This is a genomic window from Pseudarthrobacter sp. alpha12b (assembly GCF_054130495.1).
Window position 1 is genome coordinate 4,553,826 of sequence record NZ_CP196746.1, and the last position, 22,322, is coordinate 4,576,147.

The 22,322-nt window shown below is 66.2% G+C and carries 22 protein-coding genes and 1 pseudogene; 16 read left to right on the top strand and 7 right to left on the bottom strand.

What is annotated here, in order from left to right:
- Positions 1–22: 22 nt before the first annotated feature.
- The 3 genes from ACTAQI_RS21125 (at position 23) to ACTAQI_RS21135 (ending at position 3,073) form a co-directional block, all read left to right on the top strand.
- Positions 23–790, top strand: coding sequence for an SDR family NAD(P)-dependent oxidoreductase (locus tag ACTAQI_RS21125; RefSeq protein ID WP_457948507.1), 768 nt, complete (start codon positions 23–25; stop codon positions 788–790).
- A gap of 87 nt (positions 791–877) precedes the next feature.
- Positions 878–2,224, top strand: coding sequence for an MFS transporter (locus ACTAQI_RS21130; protein WP_457948509.1), 1,347 nt, complete (start codon positions 878–880; stop codon positions 2,222–2,224).
- Positions 2,225–2,254: 30 nt separating this feature from the next.
- A complete protein-coding gene (locus tag ACTAQI_RS21135; RefSeq protein WP_457948511.1) occupies positions 2,255–3,073 on the top strand; it encodes a triose-phosphate isomerase family protein in 819 nt (272 codons plus the stop codon).
- On the opposite strand, the gene ACTAQI_RS21140 is transcribed toward ACTAQI_RS21135, so the two are convergent.
- Positions 3,031–3,513: an SRPBCC family protein gene (locus ACTAQI_RS21140; RefSeq protein ID WP_457951124.1), complete on the bottom strand. Its 483-nt coding sequence runs from the start codon at positions 3,511–3,513 to the stop codon at positions 3,031–3,033. The genes ACTAQI_RS21135 and ACTAQI_RS21140 overlap by 43 nt on opposite strands.
- Positions 3,482–3,835, bottom strand: coding sequence for an ArsR/SmtB family transcription factor (locus ACTAQI_RS21145; RefSeq protein ID WP_457951125.1), 354 nt, complete (start codon positions 3,833–3,835; stop codon positions 3,482–3,484). The genes ACTAQI_RS21140 and ACTAQI_RS21145 overlap by 32 nt, the downstream gene beginning before the upstream one ends.
- A 182-nt stretch (positions 3,836–4,017) precedes the next feature.
- Between ACTAQI_RS21145 and ACTAQI_RS21150 the strand changes: the two genes are divergently transcribed.
- The 9 genes and pseudogenes from ACTAQI_RS21150 (at position 4,018) to ACTAQI_RS21190 (ending at position 13,904) form a co-directional block, all read left to right on the top strand.
- On the top strand, positions 4,018–4,422 hold the full coding sequence (locus tag ACTAQI_RS21150) for a tautomerase family protein (protein WP_457948513.1): 405 nt from the start codon (positions 4,018–4,020) through the stop codon (positions 4,420–4,422).
- Positions 4,423–4,610: 188 nt separating this feature from the next.
- Positions 4,611–5,615, top strand: coding sequence for a 5-dehydro-2-deoxygluconokinase (iolC, locus tag ACTAQI_RS21155; RefSeq protein ID WP_457948515.1), 1,005 nt, complete (start codon positions 4,611–4,613; stop codon positions 5,613–5,615).
- On the top strand, positions 5,612–6,550 hold the full coding sequence (locus tag ACTAQI_RS21160) for a Cgl0159 family (beta/alpha)8-fold protein (protein ID WP_457948517.1): 939 nt from the start codon (positions 5,612–5,614) through the stop codon (positions 6,548–6,550). Before iolC ends, ACTAQI_RS21160 begins: the two co-directional genes overlap by 4 nt.
- A 29-nt stretch (positions 6,551–6,579) precedes the next feature.
- Positions 6,580–8,529, top strand: a complete 1,950-nt coding sequence (gene iolD, locus ACTAQI_RS21165; RefSeq protein WP_457948518.1) for a 3D-(3,5/4)-trihydroxycyclohexane-1,2-dione acylhydrolase (decyclizing) — start codon at positions 6,580–6,582, stop codon at positions 8,527–8,529.
- Positions 8,530–8,560: 31 nt separating this feature from the next.
- Positions 8,561–10,075, top strand: a complete 1,515-nt coding sequence (locus ACTAQI_RS21170) for a CoA-acylating methylmalonate-semialdehyde dehydrogenase (protein ID WP_457948520.1) — start codon at positions 8,561–8,563, stop codon at positions 10,073–10,075.
- Between the two features lie 84 nt (positions 10,076–10,159).
- Positions 10,160–11,071, top strand: coding sequence for a sugar phosphate isomerase/epimerase family protein (locus tag ACTAQI_RS21175; RefSeq protein ID WP_457948522.1), 912 nt, complete (start codon positions 10,160–10,162; stop codon positions 11,069–11,071).
- A gap of 28 nt (positions 11,072–11,099) precedes the next feature.
- Positions 11,100–12,113 (top strand): Gfo/Idh/MocA family protein, encoded by a 1,014-nt coding sequence (locus ACTAQI_RS21180; RefSeq protein ID WP_457948523.1) that lies wholly within the window; start codon positions 11,100–11,102, stop codon positions 12,111–12,113.
- 5 nt (positions 12,114–12,118) lie between these two features.
- Positions 12,119–12,468: pseudogene (locus ACTAQI_RS21185) on the top strand (hypothetical protein); the annotation flags it as partial.
- Entirely contained in the window at positions 12,465–13,904 is a 1,440-nt protein-coding gene (locus tag ACTAQI_RS21190; RefSeq protein ID WP_457948525.1) for a sugar porter family MFS transporter, read from the top strand. The pseudogene ACTAQI_RS21185 and the gene ACTAQI_RS21190, both read left to right, overlap by 4 nt.
- Before the next feature lie 58 nt (positions 13,905–13,962).
- Here ACTAQI_RS21190 and ACTAQI_RS21195 read toward each other — a convergent pair whose 3' ends face one another.
- On the bottom strand, positions 13,963–14,412 hold the full coding sequence (locus tag ACTAQI_RS21195) for a MarR family winged helix-turn-helix transcriptional regulator (protein WP_457948527.1): 450 nt from the start codon (positions 14,410–14,412) through the stop codon (positions 13,963–13,965).
- 168 nt (positions 14,413–14,580) lie between these two features.
- On the opposite strand from ACTAQI_RS21195, the gene ACTAQI_RS21200 reads away from it, so the two are divergent.
- Positions 14,581–15,783, top strand: a complete 1,203-nt coding sequence (locus ACTAQI_RS21200) for an MFS transporter (RefSeq protein WP_457948529.1) — start codon at positions 14,581–14,583, stop codon at positions 15,781–15,783.
- A gap of 38 nt (positions 15,784–15,821) precedes the next feature.
- On the opposite strand, the gene iolB is transcribed toward ACTAQI_RS21200, so the two are convergent.
- Positions 15,822–16,715, bottom strand: a complete 894-nt coding sequence (iolB, locus tag ACTAQI_RS21205; protein WP_457948531.1) for a 5-deoxy-glucuronate isomerase — start codon at positions 16,713–16,715, stop codon at positions 15,822–15,824.
- A 16-nt stretch (positions 16,716–16,731) separates the two neighbouring features.
- On the bottom strand, positions 16,732–17,472 hold the full coding sequence (locus ACTAQI_RS21210) for a GntR family transcriptional regulator (RefSeq protein ID WP_457948533.1): 741 nt from the start codon (positions 17,470–17,472) through the stop codon (positions 16,732–16,734).
- 281 nt (positions 17,473–17,753) lie between these two features.
- Here ACTAQI_RS21210 and ACTAQI_RS21215 point away from each other — a divergent pair, with 281 nt between their 5' ends.
- Positions 17,754–18,890: an LOG family protein gene (locus ACTAQI_RS21215; protein WP_457951126.1), complete on the top strand. Its 1,137-nt coding sequence runs from the start codon at positions 17,754–17,756 to the stop codon at positions 18,888–18,890.
- Between the two features lie 40 nt (positions 18,891–18,930).
- On the opposite strand, the gene ACTAQI_RS21220 is transcribed toward ACTAQI_RS21215, so the two are convergent.
- The gene (locus tag ACTAQI_RS21220; RefSeq protein WP_457948535.1) at positions 18,931–20,076 is read right to left on the bottom strand and encodes a VIT1/CCC1 transporter family protein; all 1,146 of its coding nucleotides are present in this window, start codon (positions 20,074–20,076) and stop codon (positions 18,931–18,933) included.
- A 265-nt stretch (positions 20,077–20,341) separates the two neighbouring features.
- Here ACTAQI_RS21220 and ACTAQI_RS21225 point away from each other — a divergent pair, with 265 nt between their 5' ends.
- Both ACTAQI_RS21225 and ACTAQI_RS21230 read left to right on the top strand, forming a co-directional pair.
- Positions 20,342–20,566 carry a hypothetical protein gene (locus ACTAQI_RS21225; RefSeq protein WP_457948537.1) on the top strand — a complete coding sequence of 75 codons (225 nt, stop codon included), beginning with the start codon at positions 20,342–20,344 and terminating at the stop codon, positions 20,564–20,566.
- Between the two features lie 144 nt (positions 20,567–20,710).
- Positions 20,711–21,286: a cupin domain-containing protein gene (locus ACTAQI_RS21230; RefSeq protein ID WP_457948539.1), complete on the top strand. Its 576-nt coding sequence runs from the start codon at positions 20,711–20,713 to the stop codon at positions 21,284–21,286.
- Positions 21,287–21,400: 114 nt separating this feature from the next.
- Here the strand turns inward: ACTAQI_RS21230 and ACTAQI_RS21235 are convergent, their stop codons facing one another.
- The gene (locus ACTAQI_RS21235; RefSeq protein WP_457948541.1) at positions 21,401–22,228 is read right to left on the bottom strand and encodes a DUF559 domain-containing protein; all 828 of its coding nucleotides are present in this window, start codon (positions 22,226–22,228) and stop codon (positions 21,401–21,403) included.
- Between the last annotated feature and the right edge of the window lie 94 nt (positions 22,229–22,322).

Sequence of the window (22,322 nt, forward strand, 5' to 3'; positions counted from 1 at the left end):
CCTCAACCAGAAGGAACACTTCATGACAGCATTTCCCGCAGACCGCACGGTGATCGTCACCGGCGCTGTTTCTGAACGCGGCATCGGCCGGGCCACCGCCGACTACCTCGCCGAGCGCGGCTGGAACATCGGCGTGATCGACCTCGACGACGCCGCCAGCAAGAACCTGGCCACGGAACTGGCCGAAAAGCACGGCGTCAAGGCCCATGGCGCCGGGGCCAACATTGGCGACGAGGCCTCGGTCCGGGCCGCCATCGACGAGATCGAAGCCGAACTTCCCCAGTTGGTGGCCCTGGCGAACATCGCCGGCGTCAGCTCCCCGGTCCCCTACCTTGAGCTCGACGGCGCCGAATGGGACCGCGTGGTGAACATCAACATGAACGGTGTCCACTACGCCACCCGCCGGGTGGCCGAATCGATGGTGAAGAACCGGCTGGGACGGATCGTCAACATCTCGTCCGTTTCCGCCCAGCGCGGCGGCGGGACCTTCAGCAAGACCCCGTACTCCGTGGCCAAGGCCGGCGTCATCGGCCTGACCCGCGCCACCGCCCGCGAACTGGGGGAGTACGACATCACCGTCAACGCCATCTCACCGGGACCGATCGACACCGACATCATGGGCGGCACCCTCAGCGAGGAACGCAAGGATGAGCTGGTCAAGGACCTGGTGGTGAACCGCGTGGGCAGCCCCCGTGATGTCGCGGCCGCCATCCATTTCCTGATTGGTGAGGACGCCGGCTACATCTCGGGCCAGACGCTGAACGTCGACGGCGGCCTGTACATGCACTGACGGCACCCGGACCAGGGCGCCACCACAAGCCCCGCGGGCCGCCGGCCCGCGGGGAACCACCAACGTCACCACTCGAAGGAGAGTGTTGTGTCCGAAACCACCGCAACATCCAAGGAACTCCTGGCCCGTCCGGTCCTGAAGTCCGCCATTTCCAAGGCGGCCCGCCGGCTCATGCCGATGCTGGTCATCCTGTACGTCGTTTCATTCCTGGACCGCACCAACGTCGGCTTCGCCGAGGCCGCCCTGGGGGCGGACAAGGGGGTGTCCGCCGCGGCCTTCGCCCTCGGCGCCGGCATCTTCTTCATTGGCTACGCGATCTTCGAGATCCCCAGCAACCTGCTGCTGAAGAAGGTCGGCGCCAAGATCTGGCTGGCGCGCATCGCGATCACCTGGGGCATCGTCTCCGCATGCTTCGCCTTCGTGCAGGGCGAGACCTCGTTCGTGATCCTGCGTTTCCTCCTGGGCGTGACGGAAGCCGGGCTGTTCCCGGGCGTGATCATGTACCTCGCCGAATGGTTCCCCAACAAGGTGCGCGTCCAGATGTTCGCCATCTTCTACCTGGCCCAGCCGTTCTCCCAAATGATCGGCAACCCGCTGTCGGGCTGGCTGATCAACATCGGCGACCAGGTGCCCGGCCTGCGCGGCTGGCAGGTCATGTTCTTCGTCGAAGGCATGCTGGCCGTCCTGGCAGGCATCGCGGCCTTCTTCTTCCTGATCAACGGCCCGGCAAAGGCCAAGTTCCTTAACAGCGAGGAAAAGTACGCGCTGAAGGAAGTCATGGCCCTTGAGGACACCATCAAGGACGAGCACGGTCCGCGCGGCATCCTCGCCGCCATGCGCAACGGCCGCGTCTGGTACTTCACCGTGATCTACTTCTGCCTGCAGGTCGCCGTCTATGGTGTGACGTTCTTCCTGCCGCAGCAGGTGTCCTCCCTGACCGGGCAGAAGGTGGGACTCGCCGTCGGCCTGCTGATCGCCGTCCCATGGTTCTTCGGCATCTTCGCCTGCTACTTCATCGGCAAGGCCGCAGATACCGTGGCCAAGCGCCGCAAGTTCGGCACCATCCTGTTCATCTCCACGGGCCTATGCATCTTCGGTTCGGCCTGGGCGGGAACCAACCACCAGCCGGTCCTGGGCATGATCTTCATAACCCTGGCGGTCTGCAGCTTCCTGGCCGTTGGTCCCGTGGTGTGGTCCTATCCCACCGCATTCCTTGCCGGTTCCGCCGCCGCGGCAGGCATTGGACTGATCAACTCCCTTGGCAACCTGGGCGGCTTCGTGGCGCCCATCCTGCGGACCGCAGTCAACGAGGCCACACAGTCGCCAACCGGGTCCATGGGCGTCTATGCCCTGGGTGTCCTGCCGTTCGTGGCGGCAGCGATGATGTTCGCCACCAGGCGGTTCAAGAACAAGGCCGACGACCTGCTCGACTGAGCACACCGCCACCATCCAGGCAAGGAAACCATGAGCACCTCCGGCAGCAGCACAGGCAAGGGCCCCCTCTACATCGGTGTCAGCACCAAGATGTACCTGGGCTACCAGGCAAGCCTGCGCTGGCTGTCGGAGGTGCGTTCCATCGTGGATGACAGGCCCGGACTGGCCATGGATTCCGCCGAGGAGTCCCCGGTCCGGGTCTTCGTCATCCCGTCCTTCCCTGTCCTGGAGCCCGCCGCGCGGATCCTCGCAGGTTCGCCCGTACTCCTCGGCGCGCAGAACTGCGCCTGGGGGGACGGGGCACTGACCGGGGAAGTCAGCCCCGGCATGCTGGCCGAACTCGGCGTCTCACTCGTCGAGATCGGCCATGCTGAACGCCGCCGGCTGTTTGGTGAGGACGACGCCGTGGTGGCACGCAAGGTGCGTGCCGCCGTCGGCCATTCCCTGACCCCGCTGCTTTGCATCGGCGAGCCGGAAAGGCTCGACGCCGGAGCTGCCGCCGCCTTCTGCGTGCAGCAGGTCCGTGCCGCCACGGACGGCGACCCGGCCCTGCTGAACCGCCTGGTCCTGGCCTACGAGCCGGTCTGGGCCATCGGCGCGCAGGAGCCCGCCCCACCGCACCACGTCAACGCCGTCCTGGCGCAGATCCGCGCAGCCCTTGGCCCTGCCTGCCCGCTTATCTACGGCGGCAGCGCCGGGCCCGGACTGCTTCCCCGGCTGCCGGCCGCGGACGGACTCTTCCTGGGCCGCTTCGCCCACGATGCCGCCAACCTTGGCCGCGTGCTGGACGAAGCCCTCCTCCTGCGTCAGACCGACGCGCCCGCCAACAGTTCGTCCAGCCGCTCATAGCCTTCGGACATGCCGCCCTCCATGCCGGACTGGGCCATACCGTCGCGCGCCTCCTGGCTCGGGTAGACAGAGTGGCCCCGCAGGCGGGTCCGCCCGTTGCCCAGGTCCTCAAACGTCATGAACTCCAGGCTGACCACATCAGGGTATCCGCCGAACTCAAAGGTCTGGATGGCGAATTCGTTGTCCCGGACTGTGTGGAAGATGCCCTTGAACTCGTAGGCTACGCCGTCACGTCCCGTATGCAGGTAGCTGTAGCTGCCTCCGGTGCGGAAGTCGTAGTGGTCGATGTCCATCTTCATGCCCCGCGGGCCCAGCCACTGGACAATGAGGTCCGGTTCTTTGTGGGCGCGGAACACGTCCGCCACCGGGAAATCGAACTCGCGTTCGTAATCGATGAAGGGGAGGCCTTCAGGAACGCTGAGTTTCAGGGAATTGCTCATCATGACTCCTTGGAGATTGATCGCCGCTGTCCGCAGCGTTTGATCTAAGAACGGCGTCGAGGCTGCGGAACTGCCCTTCCCGGACCAGCCGGTACTGGTCGATCCATGCGGTCAGGGCTTCAAGCCGCGCCGGGTTCAGGTGGACGGGCCGGCGCTGGGCGTCCCTGCTGCGGGTGACCAACTGCGCCTGCTCCAGTACCTGGATGTGTTTCGAGACCGCCTGCTTGGAGATCTCGAAGGGTTCAGCCAATTCGTTCACTGTTGCCGGGCCCCTGCTGAGCCTGGCGATGATGCTTCGACGGACAGGATCAGCCAGGGCCATGAAGGCCGAATCCAGACCCGCGTTCTCGGAGATCAATGTCATTCCTTGCGTAATCAACTTTAATGTTTATCAACCTTTCGGTTGATTAATGATAGGCGCCTGGTGTGGCGGAGCGCAAGGGTTGTTGTGTACGTTCTATGTTTGTTAGTATGTAAGGACAAACTAGACGAAGGATAATGTTCATGCCACTGGTTCGCATCGACGTCAATGAAGGCCGCACTGCCGAGGATCTACAGCAGCTCAGCCGGGGCATCCACGATGCCATCCTCGCCGAGTACGGCATCCCGGAGCGGGACTACTTCCATATCCTCACCGAGCACCCGCAGGGGCAAATCTTCGCCCAGGATGCAGGGCTGGGCTTTGAGCGCACCAGGGGAGTGGCGATGATCCAGATCTTCACCCAGGGTGGACGCTCCCAGGAGGCCAAGCAGCGGCTGTTTGCCGCCGTGGCCGACAAGCTTGCCGGCGTGGGGGTTGCCGGCGAGGACGTCTTCATCGGCTACGTCGAAAATGGCGCCGGTGACTGGTCCTTCGGCTTCGGCCGCGCGCAGTACGTGACGGGCGAGTTGGCGGTCCCCAAGGAGTAGCCTGCGCGCCCGCGCCCCGGGAATCGGGCGCAGAGAAAGCGCTGTTGTAAGTATGTCAGTACAAACTTTTGACAGGACATTCGATCTAGGGCAAAGTAGTGCCTGTGGCCCACGCCACGGCCTGCCAGTCCCGGAGTTCCTGCCCCTCAAAGGACTCGAGTTCCACACCAGAAAGGTCCACGATTACCGTGACCCACGAGCTTCTTACGATCGGGCGCATCAGCGTTGATATCTACCCGAACGACATCGGGGTTGGCCTGGAGGACGTCAGTTCCTTCGGTAAGTACTTGGGCGGTTCACCGTCGAACGTGGCTGTTGCTGCTGCCCGGCATGGCCGCCGGACCGGCGTCATTACCCGCACCGGTGACGACCCGTTCGGCGAGTACCTGCACCGCGAGCTGCGCAGGTTCAACATTGACGACTCCTTCGTCACGCCGGTGAAGGACTGGCCCACGGCGGTGACGTTCTGCGCGATCAAGCCGGCAACGGACGAGTTCCCCCTGTACTTCTACGGCCGTTTCCCCACCGCTCCGGACCTGCAGATCAAGGCTGAAGAGCTGGAACTGGACGCGATCCGCGGGGCCGGTATCTTCTGGTCCACCGTGACCGGCCTGTGCCAGGAGCCCTCCCGGTCAGCGCACATTGCCGCGCACGAGGCCCGCCCCCGGACCGAGCTGACCGAGGGCCAGTTCACCATCCTGGACCTGGACTACCGGCCCATGTTCTGGGCTTCCGAAGCGGAAGCCCGCGCCGAGGTCGCCAAGATTCTCCCGCACGTTACCGTGGCAATCGGCAATGACAAGGAATGCGCCGTCGCCGTCGGCGAGGGTACCCCTGACGAGCAGGCAGACCGCTTGCTGGCCGCCGGCGTGGAAATCGCCGTCGTCAAGCTCGGCCCCGAAGGCGTGATGGCCAAGACCCGGACCGAGCGCGTGGTCTCCGCCCCCGTCCCCGTGGAAACCCTCAACGGCCTGGGTGCCGGCGACTCCTTCGGCGGCGCGTTCTGCCATGGCCTGCTCTCGGGCTGGCCGCTGGCACAGGTCCTTGACTACGCCAACGCCGCCGGCGCGATTGTCGCATCCCGCCTGTCCTGCGCCGATGCCATGCCGACGCCGGACGAGGTCACCTCGCTGCTGGCAGAACGCGGCCGCCAGGTCCCCGGCGCTTCCATTCCTGAAGGAGCAGCACTGTGACCCTCACCCCCGTAAGCCCTGACAGCGCAGTGGATGCTGATCCCCGCCGCTACGAGCACCTGAGCACCATCCGGCTGGAGGACCCGGAAGCCGTGGCCCGTGCCGCCAAGTCCCGGCGCCGCCACCCGGGCCTGAAGTCCGGCCGGCAGAACTTCATCGTCGCCGCCGACCACCCGGCCCGCGGCGCCCTTGCCGTCGGCAACGATCCGGTCGCCATGGCTGACCGCCGGCAGTTGCTGGACCGGCTGCAGATCGCGCTGGCCAATCCCGCCGTCGACGGCGTCCTGGCCTCCCCGGACATCATGGACGACCTTCTGCTGCTCGGCGCCCTGGATGGCAAGCTGGTGTTCGGCTCGATGAACCGGGGCGGCCTGTCCGGACTGGTCAACGAGATCGACGACCGCTTCACCGGCCACACCGCGGCCGCCCTGGAAGCCCTGGGGGCGGACGGCGGGAAGATGCTGACCCGCATCTGCCTGGGCGACCCGGACACCGTGGCCACCCTGGAAGCGACCGCGAAGGCCATTGACTCCCTTGCCGAGCGGAAACTGATCGCCATGGTGGAGCCTTTCCTGTCCGTCCGTGAAAACGGCAGGGTCCGCAACGACCTGTCCACCAACGCGGTGATCAAGTCCATCGCGATCGCCGAGGGCCTGGGTTCCACCAGCGCCTACACGTGGATGAAGCTTCCCGTGGTGGCGGAGATGGAACGTGTCATGGCCGCCACCACCATGCCCACGGTCCTGCTCGGCGGCGACCCGGACGGCACCCAGGACGAGGTGTTCGCCACCTGGGAAGCCGCACTCGCCCTTCCCGGCGTCCGGGGCCTCACCGTGGGCCGCACCCTGCTCTACCCCGCAGACGGAGACGTCGCGGGTGCCGTCGCCGCGGCCGCCTCGCTCCTGCACCACACCACTGAAATCCCGGAGAACTAGCAATGGGTACAACAACAGGAACGCGCAGAATGACGGTGGCGCAGGCCGTCGTCGAATACCTTTCCAAGCAGTACACCGTGGACTCGGTGAACGGTGTTGAGTACCGTGAGCGGCTCATTCCGGGCACGTTCGGTATTTTCGGGCACGGCAATGTGGCCGGTGTGGGCCAGGCCCTGAAGCAGTACCAGCAACTGGACCCGGCCATCATGCCGTATTACCAGGGCCGGAACGAACAGGCCCAGGTCCACCAGGCCGTCGGGTATGCCCGGCACACCCGCCGCCGCCAGACGTTCGCGATCAGCACCTCGATCGGCCCGGGGTCCTCGAACCTGCTGACCGGTGCGGCGCTGGCCACCACCAACCGGCTTCCGGTGCTGCTGCTGCCCAGCGACACGTTCGCCACCCGTGCGGCAGATCCGGTGCTGCAGCAGCTCGAACAGCCCTACGCCTACGACCTCACTGTCAACGACGCGTTCCGGCCGCTGTCCAAGTTCTTCGACCGCGTGTCCCGGCCCGAGCAGTTGTTCTCCGCGTTCCACCATGGCCTGCGCGTGTTGACCGACCCGGCCGAAACCGGCGCCGTGACCATCTCCCTGCCGCAGGACGTCCAGGCCGAGGCCTTCGACGTGCCGGCGGAATTCCTGGCCGAGCGTGAGTGGCGGATCCGCCGCCCCGAGGCGGACGACGACGACATCGCCCGCGCCGCGGCCGCCATCCGGGCCGCCAAGCGCCCGCTGATCATCGCCGGCGGCGGCGTCCTGTACGCCTACGCCAACGACGAACTCGCCAGGTTCGTGGAACTGACCGGAATCCCGGTGGGCAACACCCAGGCCGGCGTCGGCGTCCTGCCCTGGGACCACCAGCACTCCCTGGGCGCCATCGGCTCCACCGGCACGACGGCGGCCAACGCCATCGCGGCCGAGGCGGACCTGATCATCGGCATCGGCACCCGCTACGAGGACTTCACCACCGCGTCCCGGACCGCGTTCCAGAACCCCGACGTGAAGTTCATCAACATCAACGTGGCCCCGCTCGACGCCTACAAGCACGGCACCAGCCTGCCGATCGTTGCTGACGCCCGCAAGGCACTGGTGAAGCTTAACGCAGCGCTGGGCGGCTACCGGGTCGGGGCCGACCTGGAGCAGAAGGTCGCGGCCGAGAAGAAGCGCTGGGACGCCACCGTGGACGAGTCCTTCGATATCCGGTTCACCCCGCTGCCGGCGCAGAACGAGATCATCGGCGCCACCAACCGGGCTATGGACGCCCGCGACGTGGTCATTTGTGCGGCGGGTTCGCTGCCCGGGGACCTGCACAAGATGTGGCGGGTCCGGGACCCGTTCGGCTACCACGTTGAATATGCCTACTCCTGCATGGGCTACGAGATCCCCGGCGGCCTCGGCGTCAAGCGTGCAGTGCTCGCCGAAGCGGCAAGTACGACGGCGGCAGGCAGCTCACGCGCGGAGGTGCGGGACGTCGTCGTGATGGTGGGGGACGGCTCCTACCTGATGATGCACACCGAACTCGTCACCGCCGTCGCCGAACGCATCAAGCTGATCGTGGTCCTGATCCAGAACCACGGCTACGCGTCCATCGGTTCCCTCTCCGAATCGTTGGGTTCGCAGCGGTTCGGCACCCGCTACCGGGCGTTGGACGAAGAGGCGCACAGCTTCGATGAGGGCGAGACGCTGCCGGTGGACCTGGCCCTGAACGCCGAGTCCCTGGGCGTGAAGGTCATCCGGATCGAGCCGGGGGAGAAAGTCATCGCCGAACTCGAACAGGCCATCCGCGACGCCAAGGCCGCACCCGAGCGCAGCGGACCCATCCTGATCCACGTGGAATCCGACCCCCTCCTGGACGCCCCGTCCTCCGAGTCCTGGTGGGACGTCCCCGTCTCCCAGGTCTCCGAACTCGACTCCACCAGGCAGGCCTTCCAGACCTACGTCGACCACAAGTCACGCCAGCGCAAACTGCTCGGCTGACCACACTTTCCACCACTCAAGGAAGAGTCCCATGACTGCCACCACCACTGAAACAACCGTCATCAACCACTTTCTCAACGGTGCCGAGACCGCCGGCGAAGGCGACCGCACTACTCCCGTGTACAACCCGGCCACCGGCGCCGTGTCCGGTGAACTTCGGCTAGCCAACCGGGCCGACCTGGACACCGCCGTCGCGGCAGCCCGCAAGGCCGCCGACACCTGGGGCGACATCTCCCTGGCCAAGCGCACCGCGGTGCTGTTCAAGTTCCGCGAGCTTGTCGCCGCCCACGTGGATGAGCTCGCCGAGCTGGTCACCGCCGAGCACGGCAAGGTCCTCTCCGACGCCAAGGGCGAGATCGGCCGCGGTCTGGAAGTCGTCGAATTCGCCTGCGGCATCCCCACCCTGCTCAAGGGCGACTACTCCGACCAGGTCTCCACCGGTATCGACGTCTTCTCCTTCCGTGAACCCCTTGGTGTGGTCGCCGGCATCACCCCGTTCAACTTCCCTGTCATGGTGCCGCTGTGGATGGCGCCGATGGCCATCGCCACCGGCAACGCCTTCATCCTCAAGCCCTCCGAGCGCGACCCCTCCGCCTCGCTGCTGCTGGCCAAGCTCTGGAAGGAAGCCGGCCTGCCCGACGGCGTCTTCCAGGTCCTCCACGGCGACAAGGAAACCGTCGACGGGCTGTTGACCCACCCGGACGTGGACGGCATCTCCTTCGTCGGCTCCACTCCCATCGCCCAGTACGTCCACGAGACCGCCACCAAGCACGGCAAGCGCGTCCAGGCCCTGGGCGGGGCGAAGAACCACGCCGTCATCCTGTCCGACGCCGACCTGGACAACGCCGCCGACCACCTCGCCGCTGCCGCCTTCGGCTCCGCCGGGGAACGCTGCATGGCCATCTCCGTCGCCGTCGCCGTCGGGGACGCCGCCGACACCCTGGTAGCGAAAGTCCAGGAACGCGCCGAGGCCGTCAAGGTCCACAACGGCACCGAACCCGACGCCGAAATGGGCCCGGTCATCACCCCTGCCTCCAAGGAACGCATCGTCAGGATCGTCACCGATGCCGAAACCGCCGGCGCTGCCATGGTGGTCGACGGCCGCGACCTGGTGGTCCCCGGCCACGAAAACGGCTTCTGGGTTGGCCCCACCGTCCTTGACCACGTCAAGACCGAAATGACCGCCTACACCGAGGAAATCTTTGGTCCCGTCCTCGTGGTGGTCCGCGTGGACACCCTCGAAGAGGGCATCTCGCTGATCAACGCCAACCCCTACGGCAACGGCACCGCCATCTTCACGTCCTCCGGCGCCGCCGCCCGCAAGTTCCAGCGCTCGGTGACCGTCGGCATGATCGGCATCAACGTGCCCCTCCCGGTCCCGGTGGCCTACCACTCCTTCGGCGGCTGGAAAGCATCCCTCTTCGGCGACAAGCACATCTACGGCCCCGAAGGCGTCTCCTTCTACACCCGCGGCAAGGTGGTCACCTCCCGCTGGCCCGAAACCCACCACGCCTCCGGCGCCTCCTACAACTTCCCCTCCAACTGACGCCCACTGTCGATTGCTCCGTACGTGTCGTTTTGAACGACCAAAACGACATCTGCGGAGCAATCGATGCAAAGGAACAGACAAATGACTGAGAACAAGCTGATCATCGGCACTGCGCCGGACTCCTGGGGCGTCTGGTTCGCGGACGACCCCAAGCAGACCCCGTGGGAACGCTTCCTGGACGAGGTGGCCGAATCCGGCTACAAGTGGATCGAACTGGGCCCCTACGGCTACCTTCCGAACGATCCCACGCGCCTGGCGGAGGAACTCAAGCAGCGCGACCTCAAGGTCACCGCCGGTACCGTGTTCACTGCCTTCCACCGCGGGCTGGACCAGTGGGAAACCGCCTGGGAGCCCGCCCGCAAGGTGGCTGAACTGACGGCGGCCATGGGCGGCGAGCACATCGTGGTCATTCCAGCCATGTGGCGCGACGACGTCACCGGCGAAGCCGTGGAGAGCGGCACGCTGGGCGAGAAGGCCTGGAGCGACCTGTTCGCCGGCCACAACCGCCTGGGCAAGACCCTGCTTGAGGACTTCGGCCTGAAGCAGCAGTTCCACTCGCACGCCGACTCCCACGTGGGCGCGCAGCAGGACATCGAAACGCTGCTGGCCGCCACGGACCCGCAATACCTCAACCTGTGCCTGGACACCGGCCACGCCGAATACTGCGGCGCCTCCAGCCTGGACCTGATCAAGAACTACCCGGACCGGATCGGCTACCTGCACCTGAAGCAGGTCAATCCGGACATCCTCAGGCAAGTCAACGAGGAAAACATGACCTGGGCCGCTGCCAACTTGGCCGGCGTTATGACCGAACCGCCGAACGGCCTGCCGGACCTCCGCGCGGTCATCGAAGCCGTGGAAGCACTCAACCGGCCCATCTTCGGCATCGTGGAACAGGACATGTATCCCGTGGCCTTCGATGTGCCCATGCCCATTGCCAAGCGCACGCGCAACTACCTGCTGTCCTGCGGCTCCCGCACCGCCGTCAGCTAACCCCCATCGACACCAAAAGGACAAGACAATGACTGAAAACCTCCGCGTCGCCGTCATCGGCGCAGGCCGCATGGGTACCGACCACATCCAGCGCCTCAACAAGCGCATCCACGGAGCCGAAGTTGCCGCCGTCGTCGACGTCGACCTTGCCCGCGCCCAGGCCGCCATCGAAGGCATTCCGGGCGCCGTGGCGCTGGCTGACGCCGAGGAAGCCCTCAACAACGGCGACGTCAACGCCGTCCTGATCGCCACCCCCGGCTTCCTGCACGAGGACACCCTGCTCAAGGCGATCGCCAAGGACATCCCGATCCTCTGCGAAAAGCCGCTCACCCCGGACGCCGAATCCGCCTGGAAGATTGTCCAGGCCGAGGTGGCCCTGGGCCACAAGCGCATCCAGGTGGGCTTCATGCGCCGCTTCGACGCCGAATACGCCTCGCTGGGCAAGATCATCCGCGACCACGAACTGGGCGAGCTGCTCATGCTCCACCACCAGCACCGCAACCCGAGCACCCCCGAGGGCTTCACCAACGAGATGCTGATCAACGATTCCGTGGTCCACGAGTTCGACGCCATCCGGTTCTTCACCGGCGAAGAAATCACCAGCGTCCAGGTTCGCCTGGGCAAGGCCACCCGGAATGCCCCGAACGGCCAGCACGATCCCCAGCACGTCCTGCTCGAGACTGAGTCCGGCGTCCTGGCGGACGTCGAAATCTACGTCAACGCCAAGTTCGGCTACGAGGTTGCCACCCAGGCCTCCTTCGAGGACGGCATCGTCAGCATCGGCGGCGACAGGGGACCCTACACCCGCAGTTCCGGCCGCTGGGGCGGCAACGTCACCCCCGGTTTCGAGGAGCGTTTCGGGGCAGCGTACGACGTCGAAATCCAGTCATGGGCGGACGCGGCACTTAAGGGCGAAATCGGCGGCCCCTCCGCCTGGGACGGGTACGCCACCGCAGCGTGCTGCGAAGCAGGCGTCGAGGCGCAGAAGAACGGCGAAAAGGTCGCAGTGAAGCTGGCGGCAAAGCCCGACCTCTACAAGTAGGACAGGAGCTGGTGGGCCGGCTAAAGAAGGCCTGCAAGGACGCCGGAATCGAGATCGCGTCCGTGCTGCCGGTGCTCCGCTGGTCCGGCCCGGACGAGGATGTCCGTGAGGCAGCGGGCTGCGCTACATCACCAACCTGCCAGGCAACCCGGTCCGCGTCCATCAGCACCTGAAAATCGGCGACGGCGACGTCAACTGGGACGAGTTTTTCGGCGGCCTGAAGGAGATCGGCTTCCTGGACCGGGAGAATACTGTGATGGTCTCCAGCGTCTTTGCCGAAAACAAGCATGCCGATGAGGTCTCCCGCTACCAGCTGGAGACCATGAAGCAGTACGTCCAGAAGGTCAGCGCATGAGTTCGCGTGTTTCCCGGAAGGCAACCGTCAAGCAGCCCGGCAACCACAAGCGCGCCCTGCGGACCGTCACCATCATCTCCACGTTCGGCGGCCTGCTCTTCGGCTACGACACCGGCGTGATCAACGGCGCCCTGCCGTACATGCAGGAGGACCTGGGCCTCACTCCACTGACCGAAGGCCTGGTCACCTCATCCCTGCTGTTCGGTGCCGCCTTTGGCGCCCTGTTTGGCGGACGGCTGGCGGACCGCAACGGCCGGCGTCGGATGATCATGGTGCTCGCCGTCATCTTCCTGATGGGCACCCTGGGCTGCACGTTTGCGCCCAGCACCGAAGTGATGATCGCCGCCCGGTTCGTGCTGGGGCTCGCCGTGGGCGGGGCGTCGGTAACCGTTCCTGTGTACCTGGCCGAGGCTTCCCCGAGCAACCGGCGCGGCCGGATTGTCACCCAGAACGAGCTCATGATCGTTACCGGGCAGCTGCTCGCCTTCATCTTCAACGCCTACCTGGGCAACTCGTTCGGCGAGTCCCACGGCATCTGGCGCTGGATGCTGGTCATCGCTACCCTGCCGGCCATCGTCCTGTGGATCGGGATGAACTTCATGCCGGAGAGCCCCCGCTGGCTGGCCTCCGTTGGGAGCTTCGGCGAGACGCTGAGCGTGCTGCAGCGGATCCGTTCGCAGGAGGAAGCACGCAGGGAGTTCGAAGAAGTCAAAGCCATGGCGGTGGAGGACTACAAGTCCAAGATGGGCTCCTGGAAGGACCTGGGCATCCCGTGGCTGCGCCGGATCTTCGTGGTCGGCCTGGGCCTTGCGGTGATCCAGCAAATCACCGGCGTCAACTCGATCATGTACTACGGAACCCAGATCCTGTCGCAGTCCGGTTTTGCCCGGGAAGCAGCCCTGACGGCCAACATCGCAAACGGCGTCATCTCGGTGCTGGCCACGTTTGTCGGCATCTGGCTGCTGGGCAAGGTGGGGCGGCGCAGGATGCTGATCACAGGACAGGTGGGAACCACCACGGCGCTGCTGCTGATTGGTTTCTTCTCCCTGATCCTGCCGGAAGGCTCCGCCCGTGGCTTCGTCATCCTGGCACTTACCGTGACGTTCCTGGCCTTCCAGCAGGGTGCCATCTCCCCGGTGACCTGGCTGATGCTCTCGGAGATCTTCCCACTGAAGATCCGCGGCCTGGGCATTGGCGCTTCGGCCTTCCTGCTGTGGATCGTGAACTTCCTGATCGGATTCGGGTTCCCGCAGCTGCTGGCGGCCATCGGCATCTCCAACACGTTCTTCGTGTTCGCAGTCCTTGGCATGGGCGCCATTGCCTTCGCCGCGAAATACGTTCCCGAGACCAAGGACAAGAGCCTTGAAGACCTGGAGCACTACTTCAAGAACGTGGCCGGCGGCAATGCTGAGGCGGCCGCGGCAAGGGTTTCCTAACCGGACCGGCCTCACGCAACAAGGCCCCCTTGAGGATCCTCAAGGGGGCCTTGTTGTCTTAGGCCGGTGCGTGCAGCCTGGGCAGCGCATCCACCAGCGGTGCCAGCTCCGGGATGGACGTTGCCTCGTCCAGGGCACGCTCCAGCGTGGCATCGTGGACCGGCCGTGCTTCCACGAGGAGGCTGCTTCCGCTGGCGGTGAGTTCGGTATAGATGCCGCGGCGGTCGTCGTCGCACAGGATCCTGGTCAGGAGTCCGCGGTCCTCCAGCCGATTCACCAGGCGGGTAGTGGCGCTGGGGCTCAACGCAGTGGCGCGCGCCAGCTGCTGCATCCGCATGTGCCACCCGTCCTGCCGGCTGAGGGCGTCCAGGACCGTGTATTCCACCACGGAGAGCTTCGACTCTGCCTGGAGGGAGCGCTCCAGCTCGCCTTCAATTAGCCCGTGCAGGGCCGCCAGGGTGCGCCACCCCTGGGCGCGCACCTCGACGGCGTCGTCCTTGATGCCCATGCTTGCTCCTTCACAGAACGGCTCCGCAAAGAGGCCATCCGTAGCTCGAATCAGAGATAGTTGCTTGCGCGGTATATTTGCATGTGCAACAATAAATACCGCGCCTGCAACTATCTTAGGCGCCTCCCATCCTTGGAACAACCACACGCAGCTCAAAGGAGCATTCGCATGCCTGTTGGCCTGATAGCACTCGCCCTTGGCGGGTTTGGCATTGGACTCACCGAATTCGTCATCGCCGGTCTCCTCCCGGAGGTAGCGGCGGACTTCAGGGTGAGTGAAGCGTCGGCCGGCTGGTTTATCTCCGGCTACGCACTCTCCGTGGTGGTCGGGGCACTGGGCCTGACGGCCGCCGTGACACGGTTCCCGCGCAAACCCGTGCTGGCCGCCCTGCTGGTCCTGTTCATCGCCGGGAACCTGCTCTCCGCCACGGCGGACGGCTACTGGGCCATGATGCTGGGCCGCGTTGTAGCCGCCCTCTCGCACGGCGCCTTCTTCGGGATCGGGGCCGTAGTGGCGGCCGGGATGGTCCCGCCGAGCAAGAAGGCAGGAGCCATCGCGCTCATGTTCACGGGACTTACCGCAGCAAACGTCCTGGGCGTGCCGTTCGGGACGCTGCTGGGCCAGGCCGCCGGCTGGCGTGCCACCTTTTGGGCCATCACGGTCATCGGTGTGGCCGCGCTCGCAGGCATCCTTGCGCTCGTTCCCAAGTCGGCCGGTGATGCCGAAGAAGCCGGCAGTCTCCGCTCAGAGCTCCGTGCCTTCCGGTCCGGGCAGGTATGGCTGTCCATCCTGGTGACCATCCTAGGGTTCGGCGGCATGTTCGGCGCGTTCACCTACATCGCCTACACCCTCACCGAAGTCTCAGGGTTCGGAGCCTCCACCGTGCCGTGGCTGCTCATTGTCTTCGGCGTGGGCCTCTTCGCCGGCAACACCCTGGGCGGTAAGGCCGCCGACCGCAACGTGGACAGGACGCTCCTCGTGGTGCTCGCCGCGCTGACCGTGGTCCTGGTGGCGTTCGCCCTGACAGCCGCCAATCCTGTCCTGACGGTCATCTCGCTGGTCCTGATGGGAGGCTTCGGCTTTGCCACCGTGCCGGGCCTGCAGATGCGCGTGATGAAGTACGCCTCGGGGGCGCCCACACTCGCCTCCGGCGCCAACATCGGAGCCTTCAACGTGGGCAACGCCCTGGGCGCCTGGCTGGGCGGCGTCACCATCACAGCAGGGCTCGGCTACACCTCACCCATCTGGGCCGGCGCGGCCATCACGCTTGCGGGCCTGGGGGTCATGGCACTCGCCGCCGCTGGCGCCAAGCGGAGCGAAAAGCACGCGGAGGGCCAGGTCCAGGCGGCGGAGGAGCTGGTCAGCCGCTAAGCGGCGGGACCCGAGGAGGTGCGCACCCTCAGTGCGGGTCAGGCGCCGAATGGCAGCCGGGGATCGATGTTTTGGTTCTCCCAGGTCTGCCGCACCCAGCCGTGGTGTGGGTCGTCGCTGATCAGCCATTCGCGCACCGGTCCCGGGCCCGCCATGACGTTCAGGTAGTAGAGGTCGTACCCTGGTGCGGCCATGGCGGGGCCGTGCCAGCCGTAGGGCACAAGGACAACATCGCCGGTACGGACCTCGGCGGAGACGTCGATGGGCCGTTCGTCTGAGGCGTACACGCGCTGGTAGCCGATGGCATCGGCATCGGTTGGGGCCGCCCCGGCCGCCGATACCTGCGTCTCGAAGTAGTAGATCTCCTCGAGGGAGGTTTCGCCGTCTTTTTCCTCGTCGTGCTTGTGTGGAGGGTAGGAGGACCAGTTCCCGGCGGGCGTGAGGACCTCGCAGACGATGAACCGGTCGGCCTCGAGTGCTGCGGGCGTGCCGAAGTTGTGGACCTGCCGGGAGCAGTTTCCGGCGCCCCGCAACTCCACGGGGGTTTCTGCGGCGGACACCAGCCGGGTGGGGTAGGAGGCCTGCGCCGGTGCCGTGGCCACCGCCACCCTGCCGCCCTCGGCTGAGCTGATGCTTACGGCGCGCCCGGTGCCGGAGTAGAGCACATCGGTAGGGCCCTTAAACACCGAGTGGCGGCCCTTCAGCGGGTAGTCCAGGCCGTCCACGGTCACGGTGAAGGATCCGTTGAGGGGCACCACGATCCGTTCCTCGTCTGCGGCGGGAAGTTCGACGGCGGCGCCCGCCGGCAGGGTGGCCACCTTCAGTCCGGTGTGCGCCCAGCCGTCCACGGCCAGGGAGGAATCGGAGGTTCCGATGGAAACGTCCCATTTGCCGTCAGCGGCGGTACCCAGGGGGTAGACCCAGTTGCTCATGGAGTTGCTCCTTGGATTATCGCTGTACGAGTGTCATTTCGAAGCTGTAGGAATCGGCGCGGTACACGTGGTGGCCGGTTTCAACCCGGCGGCCGGTATCGTCAACGGCGGTACGTTCCATCGTGACCAAGGCTGACCCGGCAGCGGTGTCCAGCATGGAAGCCTGGTAATCGTTGGCGTTCACGGCGCCGATGCGCTGGTTGGCCAGCCGGAAGTTCACGCCTCCGCGGCGGAGGATCGAATAGAGGCCTTCGGCCTTCAGCATGGCCTCATCCATCTCGGCAATGTCGTCGCGCACCCAGTTCTCCATGAGGGCCAAGGGCTTGCCGCCCACCTTCCGCAGCCGGGTGAAGTGGTACACCTTCGAGCCTGCGGGAAGTTGCAGCGTGGTGATGGTGGCGTCGTCCGCCTCCAGATGCGAGAAGCTCAGGACCTCGGTGGTGGGCTTCTTGCCGTTGTTGGTGAGGTCATCGTAGAGGCTGGAAAGCTCCAGCGGCCGGCGCACTTGGCTCGAAACCACCTGCGTTCCGACGCCCCGCTTGCGCACCAGCAGGCCGGAGCGGACCAGCTCATCCATGGCCTTGCGCATGGTGGGCCGGGACAGGTTGAGCTGGGCGGCCAGGTCGATCTCGTTGTCCAGCCGGCTGCCGGGCTCCAGCACCCCGCTGTAGATCGCCGCTTCGATGCCCTGGACCACCTGGTGGTACAAGGGCACGGGGGAAGAGCGGTCAATGTTGAGTCCCAGGTTGTTCGCCACGGTGCGTTCCCTCGTCTTCGGTAACTGCGCAGCTATCCGGTCCGGACAACGTGCCGGCGGACCCATTGCCGCTATATGTTCTCTTGATAGGACATACTTTCTTCCTCGATCGTAGCAGGCGGCTTCCCGGGGTCAAGGAACGTGGCCGCTGATGGCCGGAAGGGCCCTGCCCGGCGGCCAAGCCGGGACCGGCGGTTTGTGCTCGGACAAGCCTGGTCCAGCCCGCGTTTGCGTCTGGTGGCCTAGGCTGGCCCCATGACGTGGACCGCCGGGCAGCAGCCGTGAATTTCGCCGGAAGCCTTGGTCCACGCCCCCGCAACCTGGAAGTCCAGGACCTGGCCAGCTTCGACCGGTTGGTGGCAGGCGGCGCCGTCAACCTGCACGGCTGGCATGCGCAGTCGCTTGACCTGCGGGGCCGGGCGGCTGCCCTGAACAGCGTCAGCGTCGAGGGCGCGATGTTCCTGGGCTGCATCTTCGACGAGGGCATGGAGGGCAGCCTCCGCAGCCGTGGTGCCTTGATCTTTCCGAGGCTTGAAGGCGTCCCCTTCGACCCCTACCGGGCCTCGCTGTATTCGCCCGCCGAACTGTACGCGGGCCTGGCAACGTCCCCCTACGAGGAACTGCCGGACGCCCGCATCTACCACTGGAGCATCCAGCCGGGCCAGCGGCACCGGGTGGACGCAACCCTGGCCTCCGCCCTGCACGACCACGCGATCGGGGACGCGCTGGATGAGCTGACCCGGTCCGCGGCCTGGCCCCGCCGGTCCATCGTCGGAGTGATGGGCGGCCACGCAGCGCCGCGCGGCAGCCTGGAGTTTGCGGAGGCGGCGCGGCTGGGCCGGCTACTGACCCTCGGGGGCCTTTCGGTGGCCACCGGCGGCGGGCCCGGGGCCATGGAGGCGGCGAATCTCGGGGCGTACCTGAGTCAGGCGTCCGACGGCGACGTGCAGGCAGCGCTGGCCACGCTCGCCGCTGTTCCGGGGTTCCGGCCCTCGGTGTCGGCGTGGGCACGTGCTGCAGCCGCCGTCGTCGAACGCCATCCGGACGGGACTCCGTCGCTGGGGATCCCCACCTGGTTCTACGGTCACGAACCGCCCAACTACTTCGCCACCCACATTGCCAAGTACTTCGCCAACGCCATCCGCGAGGCCATCCTGCTGGAACTGTGCCACGGCGGAATCGTCTTCCTGCCGGGAGCCGCAGGAACGGTCCAGGAGATCTTCCAGGATGCCTGCGAAAACTATTACGGCGCCCGCGAAAAGGTGGCCCCCATGGTGCTGGTGGGGCGGCGCCACTGGGAGCAGGAGTACCCGGCCTGGCCCATGCTCCGCAGCCTTGCCGCCGGCCGGGCCATGGCGGACTACATCCACCTGGTGGACACGGTGGATGAAGCAGTGGAGGTCCTCCGGGGACGGTGAACCGCTCCGGAGGACCTCCACGAATTGACGTTGCCGGGTGCTAGCCGACGGCCGTGCCGAAGAGCAGGCCCAGCAGGTACGTGATGGCTGCCGCGCCCAGGCCGATGGCAAGCTGCCGCAGGCCGCGGGTCAGCGGGGAAGTGCCGGACAGCAGGCCGACGGCGGCACCGGTCGCCAGGAGCGCGATGCCCACCAGGGCGCCTGCGACCACGAGGGCAGCGACGCCGGTGAGGCCGAACAGGAACGGCAGGATGGGGACGATGGCGCCGGAGGCAAAGAAGCAGAAGCTGGACAGCGCCGCGCCCCAAGCCGTGCCCACTGCCTCATGCTGGTCCTCTTCCTCCGGCAGGTCCGGCTGCAGGGACAGGCTGGGATCGCAGTCGCAGGGCAGCAGCCCCATGCGCTCGGCCACCCGGTGCTCCGCCGCTTCCCGGGACATGCCGCGGGCCAGGTACACCAGGAGCAGTTCGTTGTGTTCGAGGTCGAGCTTGGGTGCGGCCGCAAGCGTGACCTGCGTGGGCCGGGTGGCCGCCAGCAGTTCGCGCTGGGAGCGGACGGAAATGAATTCGCCCGCGCCCATGGACATGGCGCCGGCCAGGAGGCCGGCGATGCCGCTGAGGAGCACCACGCTGCTGGCCACGCCGGACGCGGCCATGCCCATCACCAGGGAGAGGTTGCTGACCAGGCCGTCGTTCGCGCCGAAGACTGCGGCGCGGAAGGTGCCGGCCAGGCGGTTGCGCCCACGGGTGGCCAGGCCCCGCACCACCTCCTCATGGATCTGCTCATCAGCGGCCATGGCGGCGGTGGCGTTGGGGTCCTTGGCGTAGGGGGAGCGACCCTCGGCGCGCTGGGCCAGTGCAAGGACAAACACCGAGCCGAAGTGCCGGGCCAGGAAGCCGACGAAGCGGCTCCGGGCGGAAGCCCTTTTTGGCTTGCCCGCATGCTCGCCGAGCAGGGCCAGCCAGTGGGCCTCGTGCCGGCCTTCGGCCTCCGCCAGGGCCAGGAGGATGGCCCGTTCCTCGCCCTCGCGGTTCTGGGCCAGGTCCCGGTAGACGGCGGCTTCGGCGCGCTCATCGGCCAGGTACTGGCGCCACCGCTTGATGTTCGACGGCGAGGGCTGGGTTTGCACGGTGTGGACGGCCTCCGGGGGCATGGCATGGGAACTGGACGGGGCGTGCTGCGACACGGGTACTCCTGGGCTGGAAAGGGCATGTTTTCGCGCCTTTGCCCTGCCAGCGTACTGCGGATTTGAGCGGTTTTTTGGCTGGCAAACCTCGCTGGGAAGTTTCGGTTTGCCTTAAAGCCGGGGGTCTTACCGCCGTGATTGTGCGTTGTTCCAGGGACCGCCGCGGCTATTGACCCGTCTGCCCGGCCGGTGCTGTGATGAGGGTGTGGCGCAGGCTGCGCCCTCCCTGAAAGAGCACGTCAGGCGAATATACGGAGGTTGAATCATGAGCACCACCGGACAGCACCCGGACATGCCGCACCTGGACGCCGTAGAAGCGGACCCCGCCTACGATTACGCCGAGGATGCACCGGTAGACGATGCGGACTGGGACACGGAGGATGAGTTCCTCGACCAGGAGGAGCCGGTGGTCCAGCCGGCACCGGTAGTCATCGACGCCGAGGACCGTGAGGTCCCGCTGGATGACGACGAACGCGACACAGGGGAGTAGGGCTTACCACCGCGGCACCTCCTTTCGCCGAAAAGCGAAAGGAGGTGCCGCCGTCGTGCTTATCGCCTTCCCGCGTCACGGAAGCGGCGCCGATTAGGATGGCTCGAGAGTGGAGCCGGGCATCCGGCCGTGAAAGGTTCGTAGATGAAGGCACTGCCAGTTGAGCCCAGCAATGTCCCTGTTGCCATAGGATCCAGGATCCGGGCCGCCCGGCAGTCCCAGCGGCTCACTATCGAGCAGGTTGCCGACGCCACCGGGCTGACCAAAGGGTTCCTTAGCCGGGTGGAGCGGGATCTGACCTCTCCGTCGGTCGCCTCCCTGGTGACGCTCTGCCAGGTGCTGTCCATTTCCATCGGTGACCTTTTCGCGGCTCCGGAGACACATCTGACCAGGCGGAATGACGGCCCGCGCATCTCGCTCGGCGGCCAGGGCATCGTGGAACGGCTCCTGACGGCACGTTCGGAACGCCGGGTCCAGATCATCCAGGCCGTCATCGAGCCGCACGGCCGGGGCGAGTCCGAGCTCTACGCTGTGGACTGCGATGTAGATGTGCTCCACGTCATCAAGGGGTCCATCACGCTGATCCTCACCAACGAGGAATACCACCTCGATACCGGCGACACCGTGACCTTCCCGGGCCGCGAGCCCCACACCTGGGTGAACCCGACGGACAAGCCGGTCGAGGTGCTCTGGGTCCTGGTGCCGGCCGCCAGCCGCTAACTGTGCGTTCCTCCCCGGTTACTTTCCGCGGCCTGCGGCGACCGGCGCCGTTTCCGGGGAGGTTGTCCCCGCCGCGTGGCCAGGGGCCGGGGTAACTGGGCTGGAATGGACACCTCAGCAAGCCGGCCTGCGGCGGTCCGCCAATACTGCCCGGATGTCAGCCAGCACCTGCTGTTGGTTGAACCAGATGTGCTCCGGCATATAGCGCAGGACGGCAAAGCCCTTGACCGTTGATGAATTATTCCGGTCCCTGTCCCGGATCATGTCAGCCCTTTGTGAATGGAATGCGAAGCCGTCGATTTCAACAATGAGGAAGTCGTCCAGCAGGAAATCCACCCTCCCAATGCCCGGCAGAAACACTTGTGCCTCGTAGGAAATCCCGTTCGTGCGGAACAGGTGCTGCGCATCGACCTCAACGATAGACTCGGCGCGCAGGTCGAGTTCCCGCAGCATCCGAAGTGCCGTGCCCGAGCGGTCCGCGCGCAGTTGCTCCGCCAAAAGTTCCCGCGGCACGCCGTGCAGGCGGATGGCCGACGTTGCCAGTGCGGTGGAGGCCGGAGGGGTAAGGCATCCCAGCGCATGCAGTGCCACGTCCTCGACCGCTGCAACTGGCACCCAGGCTTGCCCCTGGAATCTGACGGTGCGGTGACGGACAAAGCCGGTTCCATGACCATGGTTGCAGGCCAGATGAAGCCGCGTTGGTGGTCTTCTTAGCCAGAGACCGTAATGGGAGGCAGCGCTCGCGCAGCTGAGCCGGCCATTGTGCTCGATTGCAGCCCGAAAGTCCTCGTCGCCACCCGGCAGCACAAAGACCCCGCGCCTGGGTTGGGTGGCACCGACGTCCTTGAGATGCAACAGGTCCCGGCGGGAGAATCCGGCCTCAAGGAGTTGGGCCGACCGGGCAACCCCGCCAGCCTTATGAAGATACTCAAGAATTTCCACGCCGCCATTTGATCTCCCCGGCCGCCGTAGCGGAATCCCACGGCCGCCCTATGTGGACAAGCCCTCGGGCTCTGGCGTGCGCTCCTTCCCGGTT

Excerpts from the sequence above, each read along its gene's own strand:
- ACTAQI_RS21125 (WP_457948507.1), top strand. The coding sequence starts at position 23 with ATGACAGCATTTCCCGCAGACCGCACGGTGATCGTCACCGGCGCTGTT.
- ACTAQI_RS21135 (WP_457948511.1), top strand. The coding sequence starts at position 2,255 with ATGAGCACCTCCGGCAGCAGCACAGGCAAGGGCCCCCTCTACATCGGT.
- ACTAQI_RS21140 (WP_457951124.1), bottom strand. The coding sequence starts at position 3,513 with ATGAGCAATTCCCTGAAACTCAGCGTTCCTGAAGGCCTCCCCTTCATC.
- ACTAQI_RS21145 (WP_457951125.1), bottom strand. The coding sequence starts at position 3,835 with ATGGCCCTGGCTGATCCTGTCCGTCGAAGCATCATCGCCAGGCTCAGC.
- ACTAQI_RS21150 (WP_457948513.1), top strand. The coding sequence starts at position 4,018 with ATGCCACTGGTTCGCATCGACGTCAATGAAGGCCGCACTGCCGAGGAT.
- iolD (WP_457948518.1), top strand. The coding sequence starts at position 6,580 with ATGACGGTGGCGCAGGCCGTCGTCGAATACCTTTCCAAGCAGTACACC.
- ACTAQI_RS21170 (WP_457948520.1), top strand. The coding sequence starts at position 8,561 with ATGACTGCCACCACCACTGAAACAACCGTCATCAACCACTTTCTCAAC.
- ACTAQI_RS21175 (WP_457948522.1), top strand. The coding sequence starts at position 10,160 with ATGACTGAGAACAAGCTGATCATCGGCACTGCGCCGGACTCCTGGGGC.
- ACTAQI_RS21180 (WP_457948523.1), top strand. The coding sequence starts at position 11,100 with ATGACTGAAAACCTCCGCGTCGCCGTCATCGGCGCAGGCCGCATGGGT.
- ACTAQI_RS21190 (WP_457948525.1), top strand. The coding sequence starts at position 12,465 with ATGAGTTCGCGTGTTTCCCGGAAGGCAACCGTCAAGCAGCCCGGCAAC.
- ACTAQI_RS21195 (WP_457948527.1), bottom strand. The coding sequence starts at position 14,412 with ATGGGCATCAAGGACGACGCCGTCGAGGTGCGCGCCCAGGGGTGGCGC.
- ACTAQI_RS21200 (WP_457948529.1), top strand. The coding sequence starts at position 14,581 with ATGCCTGTTGGCCTGATAGCACTCGCCCTTGGCGGGTTTGGCATTGGA.
- iolB (WP_457948531.1), bottom strand. The coding sequence starts at position 16,715 with ATGAGCAACTGGGTCTACCCCCTGGGTACCGCCGCTGACGGCAAATGG.
- ACTAQI_RS21225 (WP_457948537.1), top strand. The coding sequence starts at position 20,342 with ATGAGCACCACCGGACAGCACCCGGACATGCCGCACCTGGACGCCGTA.
- ACTAQI_RS21230 (WP_457948539.1), top strand. The coding sequence starts at position 20,711 with ATGAAGGCACTGCCAGTTGAGCCCAGCAATGTCCCTGTTGCCATAGGA.